This is a genomic window from Lysinibacillus sp. NPDC059133 (assembly GCF_042755925.1).
Lineage (GTDB): Bacteria > Bacillota > Bacilli > Bacillales_A > Planococcaceae > Lysinibacillus.
Genome location: NZ_JBHZDH010000048.1, coordinates 22,702 through 41,176, shown reverse-complemented (window position 1 = coordinate 41,176; position 18,475 = coordinate 22,702). Strand labels below are relative to the sequence as shown.

Annotated in this window: 18 protein-coding genes, 1 pseudogene and 2 other annotated features; of the genes and pseudogenes, 1 reads left to right on the top strand and 18 read right to left on the bottom strand. The window is 39.0% G+C overall.

The window, feature by feature from the left end; all coding sequences use genetic code 11:
• The 18 genes and pseudogenes from ACFXN8_RS20325 to ispF form a co-directional block, all read right to left on the bottom strand.
• Positions 1-912, bottom strand: a pseudogene (locus tag ACFXN8_RS20325) (DNA-directed RNA polymerase subunit beta'); the annotation flags it as partial.
• Between the two features lie 208 nt (positions 913-1,120).
• On the bottom strand, positions 1,121-4,696 hold the full coding sequence (rpoB, locus tag ACFXN8_RS20320) for a DNA-directed RNA polymerase subunit beta (RefSeq protein WP_376074154.1): 3,576 nt from the start codon (positions 4,694-4,696) through the stop codon (positions 1,121-1,123).
• Between the two features lie 241 nt (positions 4,697-4,937).
• Entirely contained in the window at positions 4,938-5,540 is a 603-nt protein-coding gene (locus tag ACFXN8_RS20315) for a class I SAM-dependent methyltransferase (RefSeq protein WP_386847435.1), read from the bottom strand.
• Between the two features lie 77 nt (positions 5,541-5,617).
• A complete protein-coding gene (rplL, locus tag ACFXN8_RS20310) occupies positions 5,618-5,980 on the bottom strand; it encodes a 50S ribosomal protein L7/L12 (RefSeq protein WP_079562379.1) in 363 nt (120 codons plus the stop codon).
• A gap of 71 nt (positions 5,981-6,051) precedes the next feature.
• On the bottom strand, positions 6,052-6,552 hold the full coding sequence (gene rplJ / locus ACFXN8_RS20305; protein WP_079562380.1) for a 50S ribosomal protein L10: 501 nt from the start codon (positions 6,550-6,552) through the stop codon (positions 6,052-6,054).
• A gap of 32 nt (positions 6,553-6,584) precedes the next feature.
• Positions 6,585-6,731: a sequence feature (ribosomal protein L10 leader region), on the bottom strand.
• Positions 6,732-6,792: 61 nt separating this feature from the next.
• Positions 6,793-7,491: a 50S ribosomal protein L1 gene (rplA, locus tag ACFXN8_RS20300; protein ID WP_376074156.1), complete on the bottom strand. Its 699-nt coding sequence runs from the start codon at positions 7,489-7,491 to the stop codon at positions 6,793-6,795.
• Positions 7,492-7,610: 119 nt separating this feature from the next.
• A complete protein-coding gene (gene rplK, locus ACFXN8_RS20295; protein ID WP_004233593.1) occupies positions 7,611-8,036 on the bottom strand; it encodes a 50S ribosomal protein L11 in 426 nt (141 codons plus the stop codon).
• A 227-nt stretch (positions 8,037-8,263) separates the two neighbouring features.
• The gene (gene nusG / locus ACFXN8_RS20290) at positions 8,264-8,797 is read right to left on the bottom strand and encodes a transcription termination/antitermination protein NusG (protein WP_323648552.1); all 534 of its coding nucleotides are present in this window, start codon (positions 8,795-8,797) and stop codon (positions 8,264-8,266) included.
• Positions 8,798-9,109: 312 nt separating this feature from the next.
• Positions 9,110-9,295 (bottom strand): preprotein translocase subunit SecE, encoded by a 186-nt coding sequence (gene secE / locus ACFXN8_RS20285; RefSeq protein WP_053596042.1) that lies wholly within the window; start codon positions 9,293-9,295, stop codon positions 9,110-9,112.
• Positions 9,296-9,343: 48 nt separating this feature from the next.
• Positions 9,344-9,490 carry a 50S ribosomal protein L33 gene (gene rpmG, locus ACFXN8_RS20280; protein ID WP_386847434.1) on the bottom strand — a complete coding sequence of 49 codons (147 nt, stop codon included), beginning with the start codon at positions 9,488-9,490 and terminating at the stop codon, positions 9,344-9,346.
• Positions 9,491-9,566: 76 nt separating this feature from the next.
• Positions 9,567-10,214 (bottom strand): RNA polymerase sporulation sigma factor SigH, encoded by a 648-nt coding sequence (sigH, locus tag ACFXN8_RS20275; RefSeq protein ID WP_049662792.1) that lies wholly within the window; start codon positions 10,212-10,214, stop codon positions 9,567-9,569.
• Positions 10,215-10,281: 67 nt separating this feature from the next.
• Positions 10,282-10,794, bottom strand: coding sequence for an NYN domain-containing protein (locus ACFXN8_RS20270; protein ID WP_386847438.1), 513 nt, complete (start codon positions 10,792-10,794; stop codon positions 10,282-10,284).
• A 2-nt stretch (positions 10,795-10,796) separates the two neighbouring features.
• Positions 10,797-11,549 (bottom strand): 23S rRNA (guanosine(2251)-2'-O)-methyltransferase RlmB, encoded by a 753-nt coding sequence (rlmB, locus tag ACFXN8_RS20265; RefSeq protein ID WP_376074159.1) that lies wholly within the window; start codon positions 11,547-11,549, stop codon positions 10,797-10,799.
• The gene (locus ACFXN8_RS20260) at positions 11,549-11,968 is read right to left on the bottom strand and encodes a Mini-ribonuclease 3 (protein WP_483869464.1); all 420 of its coding nucleotides are present in this window, start codon (positions 11,966-11,968) and stop codon (positions 11,549-11,551) included. Before ACFXN8_RS20260 ends, rlmB begins: the two co-directional genes overlap by 1 nt.
• Before the next feature lie 5 nt (positions 11,969-11,973).
• Positions 11,974-13,374 carry a cysteine--tRNA ligase gene (gene cysS, locus ACFXN8_RS20255; RefSeq protein ID WP_386847432.1) on the bottom strand — a complete coding sequence of 467 codons (1,401 nt, stop codon included), beginning with the start codon at positions 13,372-13,374 and terminating at the stop codon, positions 11,974-11,976.
• Complete coding sequence (gene epsC, locus ACFXN8_RS20250) at positions 13,371-14,021, bottom strand: serine O-acetyltransferase EpsC (protein WP_386847431.1); 651 nt, start codon at positions 14,019-14,021, stop codon at positions 13,371-13,373. Before epsC ends, cysS begins: the two co-directional genes overlap by 4 nt.
• 200 nt (positions 14,022-14,221) lie before the next feature.
• Positions 14,222-14,440: a binding site (T-box leader), on the bottom strand.
• A gap of 50 nt (positions 14,441-14,490) precedes the next feature.
• Positions 14,491-15,951: a glutamate--tRNA ligase gene (gene gltX / locus ACFXN8_RS20245; protein ID WP_386847430.1), complete on the bottom strand. Its 1,461-nt coding sequence runs from the start codon at positions 15,949-15,951 to the stop codon at positions 14,491-14,493.
• A gap of 91 nt (positions 15,952-16,042) precedes the next feature.
• Positions 16,043-16,519 (bottom strand): 2-C-methyl-D-erythritol 2,4-cyclodiphosphate synthase, encoded by a 477-nt coding sequence (gene ispF / locus ACFXN8_RS20240; protein WP_053482833.1) that lies wholly within the window; start codon positions 16,517-16,519, stop codon positions 16,043-16,045.
• Between the two features lie 275 nt (positions 16,520-16,794).
• On the opposite strand from ispF, the gene ACFXN8_RS20235 reads away from it, so the two are divergent.
• On the top strand, positions 16,795-18,453 hold the full coding sequence (locus ACFXN8_RS20235) for an SWIM zinc finger family protein (RefSeq protein WP_386847429.1): 1,659 nt from the start codon (positions 16,795-16,797) through the stop codon (positions 18,451-18,453).
• Positions 18,454-18,475: the final 22 nt, after the last annotated feature.

The following is an 18,475-nucleotide window of genomic DNA, read 5'->3' as shown; positions in this document are numbered from 1 at the left end:
AGGACGACCACGACGACCGTTATCGATTAATGCATCAACAGCTTCTTGTAACATACGTTTTTCGTTTTGTACGATGATGCTTGGAGCACCAAGGTCTAGTAAACGTTTTAAACGGTTATTACGGTTGATTACACGACGATATAAATCATTTAAGTCAGAAGTTGCAAAACGACCACCATCTAATTGCACCATCGGACGAAGCTCTGGTGGAATAACCGGTAGTACATCTAAAATCATCCATTCAGGAGAGTTACCTGAGTTACGGAATGATTCTACAACTTCAAGACGTTTAATGGCACGTGTACGACGTTGACCTTGTGCTGATTTTAACTCTTCTTTTAAAGATTGAGTTTCATCTTCAAGATCAATTTTGCCTAATAATTTTTTAATTGCTTCCGCACCCATAGCTGCTTCGAATGTGTTGCCGAACTTTTCGCGATATGCACGGTACTCTTTTTCAGAAAGTAGTTGTTTACTTTCTAAGTTTGTAGCACCTGGCTCGATTACAACGTAAGAAGCAAAGTAAATTACTTCTTCTAGTGCACGTGGGGACATATCTAAAATAAGACCCATACGGCTAGGAATACCTTTGAAGTACCAGATATGAGATACTGGTGCTGCTAATTCGATGTGACCCATACGTTCACGACGAACTTTAGCGCGTGTTACTTCAACTCCACAACGATCACAAACTACGCCTTTATAGCGTACACGTTTGTATTTACCACAATGACACTCCCAGTCCTTAGTTGGACCGAAAATACGCTCACAGAATAAACCATCTTTTTCTGGTTTTAATGTACGATAGTTAATTGTTTCAGGTTTTTTAACTTCACCGTATGACCAAGAACGAATCTTGTCAGGAGAAGCTAAACCGATTTTCATATATTCAAATTCATTAACGTCTATCAAGGAGCCTACCTCCCTCTAGTATAGGTCTTTATAAAGACTCTTTTACGCAGCTCGATAATCGTTTGCAAGAATCATTGCTCTTTAGCAAAAGATTAAAAATAGAATGATTTATTGAAAGAAAAAGCCGGACAGGGCGTTAAATCCTGCCCGACTAATTTGAAAAATAACTTTGACCGTGTCCACTAATAATGTGAATTAACGTTTTCCATTATTCAAAAGACTCTACTGGCTCTTCTTCTTTATCTTGCTGTGGTGCAATGTTAAGTGCATCAGCTGGTTGAAGATCTTCTTCTTCGTCTAAGTCGCGAAGCTCTACCTCTTCATCATTAACTGTTAACATTTTCACATCCATACCAAGAGATTGAAGTTCTTTAATCAATACTTTGAATGATTCAGGAACGCCTGGCTCTGGTACACTTTCACCTTTAACGATTGCTTCGTATGTTTTCACACGACCAACAACGTCATCGGATTTAACTGTTAAGATTTCTTGAAGTGTATAGGCAGCACCGTATGCTTCAAGTGCCCATACCTCCATCTCACCAAAGCGTTGTCCACCGAACTGTGCTTTACCACCAAGTGGCTGTTGCGTAACAAGTGAGTAAGGACCAGTTGAACGCGCGTGAAGTTTATCGTCAACCATGTGAGCAAGTTTGATCATGTACATGATCCCTACTGATACACGGTTATCGAACGGTTCACCTGAACGTCCATCATACAGGGTTGTTTTACCATCGCGGTTCATACCTGCTTCTTCCATCGTTTCCCAAACATCTTCTTCGTTGGCACCATCAAATACTGGAGTTGCCATATGAACGCCTAGGGAACGAGAAGCCATACCTAAGTGTAATTCTAAAACTTGTCCGATGTTCATACGAGAAGGTACACCAAGTGGGTTTAACATGATATCGACAGGAGTACCGTCTGGCATGAATGGCATATCCTCTTCCGGTAAGATACGAGAGATAACCCCTTTGTTACCGTGACGTCCGGCCATTTTGTCCCCAACGCGAATTTTACGCTTTTGAACAATGTAAGCACGAACTAATTGGTTAACACCTGGTGGTAATTCATCGCCATCTTCACGGTTAAATACCTTCACGTCAAGAATAATACCGCCGGCACCATGTGGTACACGTAATGAAGTATCACGAACTTCACGAGCTTTTTCACCGAAGATAGCATGTAATAGGCGTTCTTCAGCAGTTAATTCTGTAACCCCTTTAGGTGTTACTTTACCTACAAGAATATCACCATCGCGTACTTCTGCACCAATGCGGATGATACCACGTTCGTCTAAATTACGAAGTGCATCTTCCCCAACGTTTGGAATATCGCGAGTGATTTCTTCAGGTCCTAATTTTGTATCACGAGACTCTGATTCATATTCTTCAATATGAACAGATGTATAAACATCGTCTTTTACAAGGCGTTCGCTCATGATAACAGCATCCTCATAGTTATAGCCATTCCAAGTCATGAACGCAACAAGTACGTTACGACCAAGAGCAAGTTCACCCTTTTCCATAGATGGACCGTCTGCTAAAATGTCACGAGGTTTCACACGTTCGCCAACTTTTACAAGTGGACGTTGGTTGTATGAAGTACCTTGGTTAGAACGAATGAATTTTTGTAATTTATATTTTGTTAAATCGCCTTTAACCTCTTTACCGTCAACGACTTCAATACGGCGAACATGGATAGAGCGAGCTTCAACGTGTTCAACAATACCATCATATTTCGCTACTACAGCCGCACCTGAGTCACGCGCATCAACGTGTTCCATACCAGTACCAACAAATGGTGCTTCTGGGTTAAGAAGAGGAACTGCTTGACGTTGCATGTTGGCACCCATAAGTGCACGGTTCGAGTCATCATTTTCCAAGAACGGGATACATGCAGTCGCAGCTGATACTACTTGTTTAGGAGATACATCCATGTAGTCCATTTGCGATTTGTTAAATACTGTATTATCTCCACGGAAACGACCTACTACTTCTTCTTTAGCGAATGTACCATCAGGATTTAATAGTGAGTTCGCTTGTGCTACATAGTAGTTGTCTTCTTCATCAGCTGTTAAATAATCAATTTGATCCGATACTTGACCTGTTTCGTGGTCAATACGACGATAAGGTGTTTCAATGAATCCGAATTTATTTACTTTGGCAAATGAAGATAATGAGTTGATTAAACCAATGTTTGGACCCTCTGGTGTCTCGATTGGACACATACGACCATAGTGAGAATAGTGAACGTCACGTACTTCGAAACCAGCACGCTCACGTGTTAAACCACCAGGTCCTAATGCAGATAGACGACGTTTATGCGTTAACTCTGCCAGTGGGTTTGTTTGGTCCATGAATTGTGATAATTGAGAGCTACCAAAGAACTCTTTAATTGACGCAATCACTGGACGAATATTAATTAATTGTTGTGGTACGATAGCAGCTGTATCGTTAATAGACATACGCTCACGTACTACACGTTCCATACGAGATAAACCGATACGGAATTGGTTTTGTAAAAGCTCACCAACAGAGCGTAGACGACGGTTACCTAAGTGGTCGATATCATCTGTTGCCCCTACTTGGTAAAGTAAGTTGAAGAAATAACTTACTGAAGATAATACGTCAGCAGGCGTAATATTCTTCACTTCTTCATCGATGTACGCATTACTAATAATATTGATTTCTTTTTGCGCTTCATCTTTTGGTGCATAAATTTTAATAGACTGGATTGTTACATCATCCTCAAGCACTCCACCTACTTGTGATAAAGTGCGGTAACCGATTCCTTTTGATGAATCTTCTAGATACGGTAAGATTTTATCTAAAGTACGACGGTCAAGAACTGTACCTTTTTCTACTAAAATTTCGCCTGTTTCTGGGTCTACAAGCGTTTCAGCAATCGTTTGGTTAAATAAACGATTTTTGATATGAAGCTTTTTATTCATTTTGTAGCGACCAACATTCGCTAAATCATAGCGTTTCGCATCAAAGAAACGAGAGTATAATAAACTCTTCGCACTTTCAACTGTTGGTGGCTCACCTGGACGTAAACGTTCATAGATTTCTAAAAGTGCTTTTTCAGTACTTTCAGAGTTATCTTTTTCTAACGTATTACGTAAATATTCATTGTCACCGATAATGTCGATAATTTCTTGGTCTGAACCGAAGCCTAATGCACGAAGTAACACTGTTACTGGTAGCTTACGAGTACGATCAATACGCACATATACTACATCTTTCGCGTCAGTTTCATATTCCAACCATGCACCACGGTTCGGAATAACTGTTGCTCCGAAACCTTTCTTACCGTTTTTATCAGTTTTATCATGGAAATACACACTTGGTGAACGAACTAATTGTGAAACGATAACACGTTCAGCACCATTGATAATGAACGTACCTGTTTCTGTCATTAATGGGAAGTCACCCATGAAGACATCCTGTTCCTTCACTTCGTCTGTTTCTTTGTTGTAAAGACGTACTTTCACACGTAATGGAGCTGCGTAAGTAACATCTCGCTCTTTACATTCATCAACTTCATACTTAGGATCTCCTAATGAATAATCGATGAATTCTAATGAAAGATTACCTGTAAAGTCCTCGATCGGCGAAATGTCACGGAACATTTCACGTAGACCTTCTTCAAGGAACCACTCGTAAGACGCCGTTTGAATCTCAATCAGATTTGGAAGCTCAAGCACCTCGTTAATACGCGCAAAGCTTCTACGCTGGCGGTGTTGTCCATACTGAACTAGTTGACCTGTCAACTCATTCACCCCTCAATAAAGCGATATTAGGTCTTTGCAAAATCATACAAATAGTGTATGATTTCGAAAGACAAAAAGAAAACGAGTCTTCAAAAAGATCTCATTTTCGGTTAACTAAACTTATCTTGGCAAGTATACCCACATTATAACAATCATATACAAAAGGGCATACGACCTCAAAATAATATTTTTGCATTTTACCATATTATCATAGCCGATTTGTCAAGTCAATAAATTATGCATATTTCATTTATTTTTTCGCACGTACTATCCAGTACCCTTTTTTCTTCTCCACAACATCGACTTCAGAAAATTTTTCTTCTAAATAACTTACCGTTGATGGTGCACCTTGCTTCTTCTGTATGACTACCCACAGCTCGCCAGATGACACTAACTTATCATAAGCTCCATCGTAAAAACGGAAAATTGTTTCCTTTCCTGCGCGAATCGGAGGATTGGTTAAAATAGCTGCGGCTTTTACATCGTTGTCAACCATCGATAGTCCGTCACTCACAAATATCCGTACATTTTGAACACCGTTTACTTGCGCATTTTTTTGTGAAAGTGCAACTGCACGTTCATTGATATCCATCATAAGAACGGTACGATCCGGGTTTGCTTTGGCAATCGATAATCCGATTGGTCCATACCCACACCCCACATCAAAAATTGCACCATCAATAGCAGGCATTTGAAAAGCATCTATTAAAACACGGGATCCAAAATCTACTTCGCTTTTACTAAATACCCCTGCATCCGTTTCGAAGGAAAACGTATGCCCTAACAATTTGTATGTCCAGTGACGAGGTTTACTCTCAGTTTGAGGCTTACTTGTATAATAGTGATCTGACATTTCCACGCCTCCTCAGAATGAAGAAAAAAAGCTCGCCGCAATGACGAGCTTTCCTTTTGTTTAAAAGTAATGCGAGATTACTTAACTTCTACAGATGCGCCAACTTCTTCAAGTTTAGCTTTGATTTGTTCAGCTTCATCTTTAGAAACGCCTTCTTTAAGAGCTTTAGGAGCGTTATCTACTACTTCTTTAGCTTCTTTAAGACCTAAACCAGTGATTTCACGAACCGCTTTGATTACTTTGATTTTTTCGCCACCAGCAGATGCTAGTACTACGTCAAACTCAGTTTTTTCTTCAGCAGCGCCAGCAGCAGCACCACCTACTACTGCTACAGGAGCAGCAGCTGTTACACCGAATTCTTCTTCGATTGCTTTTACTAAATCGTTTAATTCAAGAACTGTCATAGCTTTGATAGCTTCTAAGATTTGCTCTTTATTCATTATAATTTCCTCCTAATGGATAATGTTTTATTGTTGCGGGTTAGGCCGCAGAAGTTATAGTGCGTATGGAATTACGCGCCTTGTTCTTCTTTTTGTTCTGCAACAGCTTTTGTTGCAAGTGCGAAGTTGCGCACTGGAGCTTGAAGTACAGATAAAAGCATAGAAAGAAGACCTTCGCGTGATGGAAGTTCTGCAAGTGCTTTAACATCTTCAACAGAAGAGATTGTACCTTCGATAATACCTGCTTTAATTTCTAAAGCTTCGTTTTTCTTAGCGAACTCATTGATGATTTTAGCAGGAGCTACAACATCCTCATTTGAGAACGCAATTGCGTTAGGACCAACTAATACGTCATTGATTCCTTCAAGACCAACAGCTTCAGTAGCACGACGTGTTAAAGTGTTTTTATAAACTTTGAACTCAACACCAGCTTCACGAAGTTGTTTACGAAGTTCAGTCACTTGTGTAACGTTAAGACCACGGTAATCCACAACTACTACAGAAGCAGCATTTTGGAATTTCTCAGTAATCTCTTGAACTTGTACTTGTTTGTTTTCGATTGCTTTGCTCATGATGACACCTCCTATTAGAATGGGTCATTTATACCGACAAAAGAAAAGCCTCCGGGTCAAATAGACACAGAGGCTGAAAGTCATCATCTTTAAAATAAGAATCCGAATTCCGATGTCCTCGGTAGGATCATTAAGTGACAAGTCACTCCTACTGTCTACGGTACAAATGGATGATTCACAACAGCATCCATCATATCACAGATAGACAGAGCCGTCAACAGATTTATATAAAAAAACTAATTATTTTACAGCTACGCTTGAAGCATCAACTTTAATAGCTGGACCCATTGTAGTTGTAACGTTTACAGATTTCATGTAAGTACCTTTAGCAGCAGCAGGTTTTGCTTTTTGTACTACATCAAATACAGTTAAGAAGTTTTCTACTAATTTTTCTGCAGAGAAAGAAACTTTACCGATAGGAGCGTGGATGATACCAGCTTTATCAGCACGGTATTCTACTTTACCAGCTTTAATTTCTGCGATCGCTTTTGTTACATCGAAAGTAACTGTACCAGTTTTAGGGTTTGGCATTAAACCTTTAGGTCCTAATACACGACCAAGTTTACCAACTTCACCCATCATATCAGGAGTTGCAACGATTACATCGAAATCGAACCAACCTTGTTGGATTTTTTGGATGTATTCTGCATCGCCTACATAATCAGCACCAGCTGCTTCAGCTTCTTTAAGTTTTTCACCTTTAGCGAATACTAATACGCGTTGAGTTTTACCAGTACCGTTTGGTAACACTACTGCACCACGGATTTGTTGGTCATTTTTACGAGTATCGATTCCTAAACGGAAAGCAACTTCTACAGTAGCGTCGAAGTTCACTGAGCTAGTTTTTTGAGCAAGTTCGATTGCTTCTTGTGCGCCGTATACTGCGTTACGGTCGATTAATTTTACTGCATCTTGCAGTTTTTTACCTTTTTTAGCCATTATATAATTCCTCCTTGATTGTGGTTATAGCGGATTTTACCTCCCACGAATAAAGGTTGCGCGTTCACAAAGAAACTCCGCAACCTTCCAAAAAACAAATACATCATCAAGTAATGGGATTAGTCTTCGATAACAATACCCATGCTTCGTGCAGTACCTTCAACCATTAACATTGCAGCTTCAACTGAAGCAGCGTTAAGGTCTGGCATTTTAGTTTCAGCGATTTCGCGAACTTTATCACGTTTAACCGTTGCCACTTTTTTACGGTTTGGTTCACCAGATCCAGATTGGATACCAGCTGCTACTTTAAGTAGTACTGCTGCAGGTGGAGTTTTTGTAATGAAAGTGAATGAACGATCCTCGAATACTGAAATTTCAACTGGAATAATAAGACCAGCTTGATCTGCAGTACGCGCGTTGAATTCTTTACAGAATCCCATGATGTTCACACCCGCTTGACCTAATGCAGGACCAACCGGTGGAGCTGGATTTGCTTTACCAGCAGGGATTTGAAGTTTAACAACTTTAATAACTTTTTTAGCCACGAGACACACCTCCTTAAGTCCGTGATGTGGTAATTGGGTTGCCCCTCCCACTCAATATCTGTCTGTCAGCTAATTGCCGATAACATTAAAATTATCATTGCAGACGTCAAACCAAAGTATGACAGTCTGACCTTTGAAATGATACCACTTTTATTTTTTTTAAGCAAGTAGTAAATAACAAATTCTGTGACATACTCATCAGACATATGACACTTTAGTTGCCAAAACTACATTTTTTGTATTTGCTCAAAATCAAGTTCCATAATTGTTTCGCGACCAAACATGTCGACAGAAACCTTCACTTTTCCTTTTTCCGTGTCAATTTCTTCAACACGTCCTTGGAAGTGCGCGAATGGCCCTTCTAATACTTCTACCGCTTCTCCAATAGAAATATCAATCTCGACAACTTTGTCAGTCATGCCCATTTGCTCTAGTAGACGATCCGCTTCTTCAGGTAATAAAGGTGTTGGCTTCGCACCACCACCAGATGAACCGATAAAGCCAGTTACACCTGGCGTATTACGTACAACATACCATGAATCATCTGTCATAATTAGCTCTACTAAAACATAACCAGGGAAAACTTTACGCATCATTGTACGCTTTTTCCCATCCTTCATTTCCGTTTCTTCGTGTTCAGGCACAATAACACGGAAAATCTTATCTTGCATACCCATTGTTTCTACACGTTTCTCTAGGTTTGCTTTTACGCGGTTTTCATACCCTGAATACGTATGAACAACATACCAATTTTTCTCCATAACTACTAGGACTCCTCGTCCGTCCCTCCCTTACAAATAAAAGTGAAAATGCATCGGATATGCTAAGTGCATTCTTTACTCTTTTCACAAACTGCTCATTAGAAAAACATAGCTTTCGCTAATAGCTAGCGAAAGCCTGATGATATATACCAAATCTAGCATAGTCATCTATCGCTACCCTCATACTATCTCTAGTAGCATACTTATCATATTGAGAATATTTTACTGCTGATTACTTCATAAAACAAACGAAAAAACCCGTTTATTGTAATGACGGGCTATTTCAGAAGTATTAACATGCTATTTACTAAATTATAACTCTAAGTACCAGCGGAATAATGATGAAATACCTAAGTCTACTAACACAAAAAATAAAGCCATAATTACAACAGTTGAAATTACAACGACTGTATATTTCGTCAGTTCTTTACTTTTTGGCCAGCTTGTTTTGCGCATTTCCGACATTACATTGCTGAAAAAGCCTTTAATCTTGCCCATTCTAGCCTAACCTCCGAATCAATCATATCTGTCTATTTACATATTATTTTATAGCGTTTGTTTATGCACTGTATGTTCATTGCAATGCGAGCAAAATTTCTTTAATTCGAGGCGTACAGTTGAATCTGCCTTAGCTGGAAACGTATAATTTCTCGATCCGCATTTTTCGCAATTTAGAACGACTTTTTTTGCCATATAATCACCTTTTCGGCACTTTGTCTTTTCAAGACTAACACCTATATTTGTCAATGTCAACAAAGGCATACAACCGCTAAGACATTTCTTCAAGAACTAAATGTCGCTCTAATTTACGCTTTACTCGTTGTAAAGCATTGTCAATAGATTTCACATGACGATTTAGTTTCTCAGAAATTTCATGATAAGACTGACCATCTAAGTAAAGAGCTAACACTTGTAGTTCTAGTTCACTTAAAATCTCACCCATCTTTTCTTCTAAGTAGCCAAACTCTTCTCTATGAATCATTAACTCTTCCGGATCATCCATAATAGCACCAGTTAATACATCCATTAAAGTACGGTCTGACTCTTCATCAAAAATAGGCTTGTCCAAAGAAACATATGAATTTAGTGGAATATGCTTTTGTCTTGTAGCTGTTTTAATAGCCGTAATAATCTGCCTTGTAATACATAACTCAGCAAAAGCTCTAAAAGAAGCAAGCTTATCTCCCTTAAAATCGCGAATGGCTTTATATAAACCAATCATGCCCTCTTGCACAATGTCTTCCTTATCTGCACCAATTAAAAAATAAGATCTAGCCTTTGCTCTTACTAACAAACGGTATTTCGTAATTAAATAATCCAACGCATCTGTATTACCTTGATGCACCATTTCAATAAGTTCTTCATCATTGAATCGTTCAAAATCTTGTGTCACTTGTACAATACTATTTTTAAACATGGTATCACCTCAGCCACAACAGATAATAGGAACAGTATAACGGAATTGGAAAATATGAGTCAATCAATCATTTCAAACCACGCCGCCACTTTTCAAAGGCTAAAGCAACATCCGGCTTAAGCTCCATGCGAGATGGCGGTTTGCTATCATGTTTTTGTTTCACATCATGAGAAATTTTATGTTGGATAATACCCATATCAATTTCTAGCTCCCTTGCCGATTTTCGCAGAGCACCATTACCAAAAATAACGTTTTGCTCTGCCATATCGGAGGTAGCTACGTGAATCTGTACATTTCTAGCCTTTAGTTCGTGTGTCATTTTTTCAATACGTTCATCTGCTGTTTCGTTTTTCCGTGTATAAATGATTTCGACATCGTTTTCTAAATAAGTTTGCTCCACACCCGGTACAAGATGCGCGTCAAAAACTATAATTACGCGCCACCCTATAGCTGCCTTATACTCAGCCATAAGCTCAATCAATCTCTTACGGGCATCTTCAAAATTAGTATCACGTAATGGTCGTAGCTCTTTCCAAGCTCCTATCATATTATAGCCGTCAACAAGCAAAATATTGTTCATTGTCAATCATTCGCTTCTTGACGTTTACGATACACTTCGTACATTAAAAGTGCAGCAGCTACCGATGCATTTAGTGATGTGACATGCCCAACCATCGGTAGATGATATAAAAAGTCACATTTCTCTTTTAATAAGCGGCCCATTCCTTTGCCTTCACTACCAATAATAATCGCAAGCGGCAATGTTGCATCCATTTTACGATAGTCTGCAGAACCTTTGGCATCTGTACCTGCAATCCATACCCCTCGTTCTTTTAGCTCATCTACCGTCTGCGCTAGATTATTAACACGCACAACAGGTACATGCTCAATTGCTCCAGTTGATGCCTTTGCCACTACAGCTGTCAAACTCACAGAACGGCGCTTCGGAATAATAATGCCATGCGCACCTATCGCATCAGCAGTTCGCATAATAGAGCCTAGATTATGCGGGTCCTCTAGCTCATCTAAAATTAAGAAAAATGGATCTTCTTGTTTTTTTGCAGCGGCAGCAAATAAATCCTCTAGCTCTGCATATTGATATGCTGCAACAGAGGCAACAATTCCTTGGTGATTGGCATCTGATAATTGATCGACCTTTTTCTTCGGGACAAATTGAACAATGACACCACGTTCTCGTGCCAAATCTAGAAGTTCGTTAACCCCCGATTTTTTCACACCTTCTGCAATCCATACTTTATTCATATCGCGGCCTGAACGAAGCGCTTCTAACACTGGGTTTTTACCGGCAATAATTTCACCATTTTGCTCTGCCATTAATTCGACACTCCTTTCGATTCCTCGATTATTTGAATAGCGTATGCAATGATTGCATAAACGCGTTCTAATTCATTTAATAAATATAAACTACCTAGCACAGCCTCAAAGCCTGAGCTATTACGGTATGTTTGAACATCTGTATTTTTTGGCACAGAGCCGGATTTGGCATTGCGCCCACGACGGAACACAGCCAATTCCTCCTCTGTTAAAAAACCTTCATCCATCATTCGATGTACAATCATAGATTGTGCTTTCGCTGATACGTAATGTGTCGCTTCTCTATGAAGTGTGTTAGGTTTGACGCGGCCGGCACGTAGTAAATGCTCTCGTACCTTTTGTTCTAAAACTGCGTCCCCCATATAGGCTAACGCTAATGCATTTAATTGCTTAACATCTTCGTTGCGGAGTTTACCCAAATTACTTACCCTCGTTTCCATCTAGTTCCTTGTCGCGTATCTTCTAAAATGATACCTTGCGCTTGCAAATGGTCACGAATTTCATCTGAACGAGCAAAATCACGATTTTTACGAGCTTCTATACGCTCCTGTAAAAGCGCTTCAATTTCTTCGTCTAATAACTCTTCTTCTTTTGCAAATTCAATACCTAAGACGTCACCTAACACCTCAAAAGTTCCAGTAAAACTCAATAATACTTTTTCATCAGTATTCGTTTCATTTAAATAAATATTTGCGATACGCGCTAATTCAAATAATACGGAAATGGCATTGGCTGTATTAAAATCATCATCCATCGCTTCTTCAAATTGAGCTTTTTGTTCAGCAATTTTTTTAAGCCATTCTTCTGAGTGATCACCTAAGCTCGCAGTTGCTGTTAAACGGTGTTTGACATTGTTGTAGGCAGTACGAATTCGTTCTAAACCATTTGCGGCTGCATCTACTAAATCCTTCGCAAAGTTAATTGGATGACGATAATGCACAGAAAGCATAAAGAAGCGTAAAATTTGCGGGTCAATTTGTTTACGAATATCATTAACGAGTATAAAATTACCAAGGGATTTGGACATTTTTTCATTATCAATATTAATATACCCATTGTGCATCCAATAACGTGCAAATGTTTTATCATTATGAGCTTCAGATTGTGCAATTTCATTTTCATGATGTGGGAATGTTAAATCTTGCCCACCAGCATGAATATCAATAGTATCTCCTAAATGCTCACGCGCCATTACTGAGCATTCAATATGCCAACCTGGACGCCCTTTGCCCCACGGACTTTCCCAGTAAATTTCACCTGGCTTCACAGCTTTCCATAGAGCGAAATCTAACGCATCATCTTTTTTCTCGCCTGCTTCTATACGAGCACCAATTTTTAAATCATCTACCGCTTGGTGAGATAATTTACCGTAACCATTAAATTTACGAGTTCGGTAATAAACATCACCAGCTGACTCATAAGCATAACCTTTATCGACTAAAACTTGAATGAATTGAATGATATCATCCATATGCTCTGTTACGCGTGGATGTACATCCGCTTTCTTGCAGCCTAACGCTGTAACATCTTCAAAGTATGCAGCAATAAAGCGTTCCGTTAATTCATGAACTTCTTCTCCAAGCTCATTAGCAGCCTTAATAATTTTGTCGTCCACATCTGTGAAATTTGAAACAAATTTCACATCGTAGCTTTTGTATTGAAAATAACGGCGCACTGTATCGTAGACAATTACAGGACGTGAATTCCCAATATGAATGTAGTTATAAACTGTCGGACCACAAACGTACATTTTTACTTTGCCTTCCTCCAGCGGTACAAACGTTTCCTTTTGTCGTGTTAATGAGTTGAAAATTTGAATACTCATTGGGTTTCTCTCTCCTTTTGTAAGCGTTCGATGTCCTGATTCAATGCTGCAATCTGCTTCTCGAAAGCTTGACAACGTTCTTCTACAGGGTCAGGTATATTTTGGTGGTCTAGTTTTTTCTCTAGACGGACTCCATCCTTAATCACTATTTTACCAGGAATACCAACAACCGTAGCATTAGGTGGCACTTCTTTTAAGACAACTGAGCCTGCACCAATTTTACTATTTTCACCAATTGTAATAGAACCTAACACTTTTGCACCTGTCGCAACTAGCACATTATCCTCTAATGTCGGATGGCGTTTTCCCTTTTCTTTCCCTGTACCACCTAAAGTAACACCTTGATACAACGTTACATTATCACCAATCTCACATGTTTCGCCAATGACAACGCCCATCCCATGGTCAATAAAGAAACGTCGACCGATTTTCGCTCCAGGGTGAATTTCAATTCCAGTAAAGAAGCGACTAATTTGTGAAATAGCACGGGCTATAAAATAAAAACGCTTTTTAAAGAACCAATGGGCAACTCGATGCGCCCAAGTAGCGTGCAGGCCCGAGTATGTTAATATCACTTCGAATACACTGCGCGCTGCTGGATCATTCTCAAAAATTGTTTCTACATCTTCCTTCATTCTTTTAAACACAAAAAGCTCCCCCTTTTCATTTTGATCTGCTTTGACCCTTTGAAAATGCCATACAAATCAACTGCATCCCTGGCCTTTGAAATACTATAGCTGACGTTGATTTCACCGCAGAGTAGTCGAGCAGAATTCGGCGCATCCATCGCTTCAAGTCACATGTCCAGAAAATAAAAAAGCGCCCCTATCATCCCTAAAAAAGGAATGACAGAGACGCTAAATATGCGCGGTTCCACTCTGATTGAAGGCGAAAGCCTCCCACTCTGGACGTTCTGTAACGGGAACGAATCGATAAAGCCTACTTTTTGTTCAGCTTTATGCTCAAAGGTGCATTTCAGTTTTGCCTAGGCTCAGACCACTTTCAGCCGGTGATGGTCCTCTCTTTAGAGCATGCGCCACTTACTTCTCCTTATCAACGCTTTTTCAATGTAAATACATTTTACAACGAACTAATAAATTGTCAATCAATTTCTACTTATTGCGCAAATTTTTCTACACGATCAATTGTTTTCTGTTTGCCAATTAAGCAAATCGCGTTAGGAAGTTCTGGACCATGCGTTTCACCTGTCGTTACGACGCGGATTGGCATAAATAGATTTTTACCTTTGTGACCTGTTTCTTTTTGAACAGCTTTAATAGCCGCTTTGACAGTATCAGGTGTAAATTCCTCTAAACCTTCAAGCTGTGCTTTAAATGCAGCCATTACCTCAGGTACTTGCTCCCCTGCTAAAACTGCTTTTGCTTCTTCATCATATTCAATATGATCGTTAAAGAATAGGCGTGATAGTTCTACAATTTCAGCACCAAAGCTCATTTGTTCATGATAAAGTGCGATTAAATCCGTAGCCCATGTACGTTCTTCTTCTGTTAACTCTTCTGGTAATAAACCAGCTTTTTGTAAGTGCGGTAAAGATAATGCCACTACTTCTTCTAAAGATAGTTTTTTAATGTATTGGTTATTCATCCAAGTAAGCTTTTGTTTATCAAACATAGATGGTGATTTTGAAAGACGTTTTTCATCAAAAAGTTTAATAAATTCTTCTTTTGAGAAAATCTCTTCTTCTCCTTCAGGAGACCAACCAAGTAATGCGAAGAAGTTAAACATCGCTTCAGGTAGGTAGCCTAAATCTTTATATTGTGTGACGAATTGAATAATTGATTCGTCACGTTTTGATAATTTTTTGCGGTTTTCATTAATGATTAATGTCATATGACCAAAGCGTGGATATTCCCAGCCAAACGCATCAAAAATCATCATTTGTTTTGGTGTATTCGATAAATGCTCTTCGCCACGGAATACATGTGAAATTTCCATAAAGTGATCATCTAGCACTACCGCATAGTTATACGTTGGGATACCGTTTGCTTTAACAAGTACCCAGTCACCAATATCTTTTGACTCAAATGTTACTTGTCCACGTACTAAATCTTCAAATTCATATGTTACATTTTCAGGTACGCGCATACGAATTGTATATTGTTCACCAGCAGCTTCTTTAGCGGCAACTTCCTCTGCTGATAAATGACGACAAGTACCATCATAAGTTGGAGCTGCAACACCTCGTGCTTTTTGTTCTTCACGAGACGCTTCTAATTTCTCAGAAGAACAAAAGCATTTGTAAGCTACACCTTGCTCTAATAGTTTCTCAGCGTGCTCTTTATAAATATCAAGACGCTCCATTTGACGATAAGGTGCATACGGTCCACCAATATCGATCGATTCATCATATTCCATACCTAACCATTTTAAGTTATCTAGTTGAGATGCTTCTCCGCCCTCTACATTACGCTCGATATCTGTATCCTCAATACGTACGATGAATTTACCGTTATGATGTTTTGCATATAAATAGTTAAATAACGCTGTACGCGCTCCACCGATATGTAAGAAACCAGTAGGGGATGGCGCGTAACGAACACGAACTTCTTTCGCCATAATTAAAAGCCTCCTAAATTTTCGTTCAAAAAATTGACTTTGTTCATTTTACCACTCTGTTACAGGAAATAAAAGCGCCGAGAGCCTGCTTTTACTTCTTCATCAATAGGATTGTCGCCATAGCCGCAATCCCTTCCTCGCGACCTGTAAAACCTAAACGTTCAGTTGTTGTTGCTTTAACATTCACTTGAGAAGGCTCTGCATGAAGTAATTCAGCAATACGATTTTGCATTTGTTCAATATATGGTGCCATTTTCGGACGTTGTGCCATAATCGTACAATCCACATTGCCTAGAACATACCCCTTGTCCTCAACAATCTTCCAAATATGCTCTAATAATTTCGCTGAATCAGCATCTTTGAACGCAGGATCTGTGTCTGGGAAATGACGACCGATATCTCCCTCACCAATAGCCCCTAACGCTGCATCTGTTACAGTGTGTAATAAAACATCTGCATCCGAATGCCCTACTAACCCTTTTTCATGAGGAATTGTTATACCACCAATAATTAATGGACGCCCTTCTTCAAATGCATGCACGTCAAATCCTTGTCCCACTCGAAACATATGATTTTGAGACTGTCTAATAAGATAAATAAAATCCACCACACGAAGCCCATTTACTTCAAAAAATATGCAGACTTAAAAAGCGTCTATTCAGCTCATAAGGCAGTCTCATTCACCTTCTTTCACTTTTATATTTACTCTATATTATACCCTCACATTTTAACATATTTCCTAGGAAATGAGTGTCTCGACAAAGTTATATACTATTGAGCTCTCATTTCCCTCGTATTTTTTGTTATGCTTGCATTAATCTAATACGATAAGGCGGGACTAAAATGAACATCAATACTTTTGAAAAGCAATTTAAAAAAGTAATTGTACAGCGTGGACACGATTATTATGTAAAAAATCATGTCATTGATATTATGCAAATTGACAATAGCAATTGGCAGGCAGAGGTTGAAGGAACTGAACCGTATACTGTAGACGTCGTCATCACATCAAATGGCGATATTACATATGCGAATTGTGACTGCCCTTTCGATGATGATTGCAAGCATATTGCCGCTGTGCTATACGCGATTAAGGAACAGCTTAACAACCCTCCTGCACCAGTATATAGATCATCTAAAGTCAAAAAATCAACATTACAGCAATTGCTAACAACACAAACAAAAGAAAATTTAATAAGCCTAATTCTAACAGTTGGGAAGAACTCCCCGAATTTTTTGCAAGAATTAGAAATGCGACTAATGGAGCCAACAGATATAGTAAAGGCCGCTAAAAAAATGATTGTCCAGCATCTAAAAAGCGGGCAGGAGGGGCGTAGCGGTTTTATCCCACGTCATCGGGCATCGAAAGCACTAAAAGGTGTCTACTCAACACTTCAACACGCTAAGGAGCATATTGACGAAGAGAATTATATTACAGCTATTGAGCTTAGTTTTCTGTGCCTTCAATACACATTAGAGGCACTACAATATGGTGATGATTCCGATGGTCATTTCGGTGATGCCATAAATGAAAGTCTTGAATTAATTAGTCAAGCGATTGAAGAAGGAGTTAGTCTTTGGTCAAAAGAGCAGTATGAAACAGTATATGAACTTGTTATTCAAAAAGCAATGCAACACGAGTTAGATGGCTGGGTAGACTGTCGAATTCATTTGCTCCATGCCTGTGTTCCTCTTTGTATGGATGATGCGATTGAAGAGCAATTCAAAACCCTTATTCATTCGATGGAAAGTACATCAGATGATTGGAATGCACAATATATTAATAAAGAGTTAAAGCAGATTGAGCTTCACTTATTGCAGAATAAATACAGTAGTAAGGAAGTAGAGGCATTTTTGGAAAAGCATATTGAGGACTACCATATGCGTGAACAACTTATTCAATCTGCCATTAACCATGGCGAATATGAAAAAACATTACAATTGACAGCGGATGGGATCCAGCAAGATCAACAACTTCCTGGCATTGTGAGCATGTGGCAACGCTATGCTTTTATAGCTCATCAGCATTTAGGGCATACAGAAGAAATGCGTGAATTAGCTTTAAAGCTATTACAACAAGGTGATTATGATTTTTACAAGGAATTCAAAGCTCTTCACTCTACTGAACAATGGCCTGAGGTTCTAGAAGAATTATTAAATAGCCTTGCCAATTCACACTTATATGCAAGACTTATTGTAGAAGAACAACAAACTAAACGTATTCTAGACTATTGCAAAAAATACCCAACACGAATAGAGGACTATTATCAATTCATTAAAGAGCAGTACTATGAAGAAGTTTGTGCACTCTTCATTGACGCCGTCACTATCGATGCTCAATCTTCCACTAATCGAAAAAATTATAAAGATGTCTGTCGTTCTATCAATATTATGCGGAAGGCTGGCTATGCCATAGAAGCAGAACGGTTAATTGCTGATTTACTGCAAACTTACCCAAGACGGTCTGCTTTTATAGAGGAATTAAAGAGTATTATGAAATAGTGGATTTTCTCTGCAAAAAGAA

Coding starts and splice junctions, on each gene's coding strand:
- ACFXN8_RS20315 (WP_386847435.1), bottom strand. CDS start 5,540: ATGTCAGATCACTATTATACAAGTAAGCCTCAAACTGAGAGTAAACCT.
- rplL (WP_079562379.1), bottom strand. CDS start 5,980: ATGAATAAAGAGCAAATCTTAGAAGCTATCAAAGCTATGACAGTTCTT.
- rplJ (WP_079562380.1), bottom strand. CDS start 6,552: ATGAGCAAAGCAATCGAAAACAAACAAGTACAAGTTCAAGAGATTACT.
- rplA (WP_376074156.1), bottom strand. CDS start 7,491: ATGGCTAAAAAAGGTAAAAAACTGCAAGATGCAGTAAAATTAATCGAC.
- nusG (WP_323648552.1), bottom strand. CDS start 8,797: ATGGAGAAAAATTGGTATGTTGTTCATACGTATTCAGGGTATGAAAAC.
- secE (WP_053596042.1), bottom strand. CDS start 9,295: ATGGGCAAGATTAAAGGCTTTTTCAGCAATGTAATGTCGGAAATGCGC.
- rpmG (WP_386847434.1), bottom strand. CDS start 9,490: ATGGCAAAAAAAGTCGTTCTAAATTGCGAAAAATGCGGATCGAGAAAT.
- sigH (WP_049662792.1), bottom strand. CDS start 10,214: ATGTTTAAAAATAGTATTGTACAAGTGACACAAGATTTTGAACGATTC.
- ACFXN8_RS20270 (WP_386847438.1), bottom strand. CDS start 10,794: ATGAACAATATTTTGCTTGTTGACGGCTATAATATGATAGGAGCTTGG.
- rlmB (WP_376074159.1), bottom strand. CDS start 11,549: ATGGCAGAGCAAAATGGTGAAATTATTGCCGGTAAAAACCCAGTGTTA.
- cysS (WP_386847432.1), bottom strand. CDS start 13,374: ATGAGTATTCAAATTTTCAACTCATTAACACGACAAAAGGAAACGTTT.
- gltX (WP_386847430.1), bottom strand. CDS start 15,951: ATGGCGAAAGAAGTTCGTGTTCGTTACGCGCCATCCCCTACTGGTTTC.
- ispF (WP_053482833.1), bottom strand. CDS start 16,519: ATGTTTCGAGTGGGACAAGGATTTGACGTGCATGCATTTGAAGAAGGG.
- ACFXN8_RS20235 (WP_386847429.1), top strand. CDS start 16,795: ATGAACATCAATACTTTTGAAAAGCAATTTAAAAAAGTAATTGTACAG.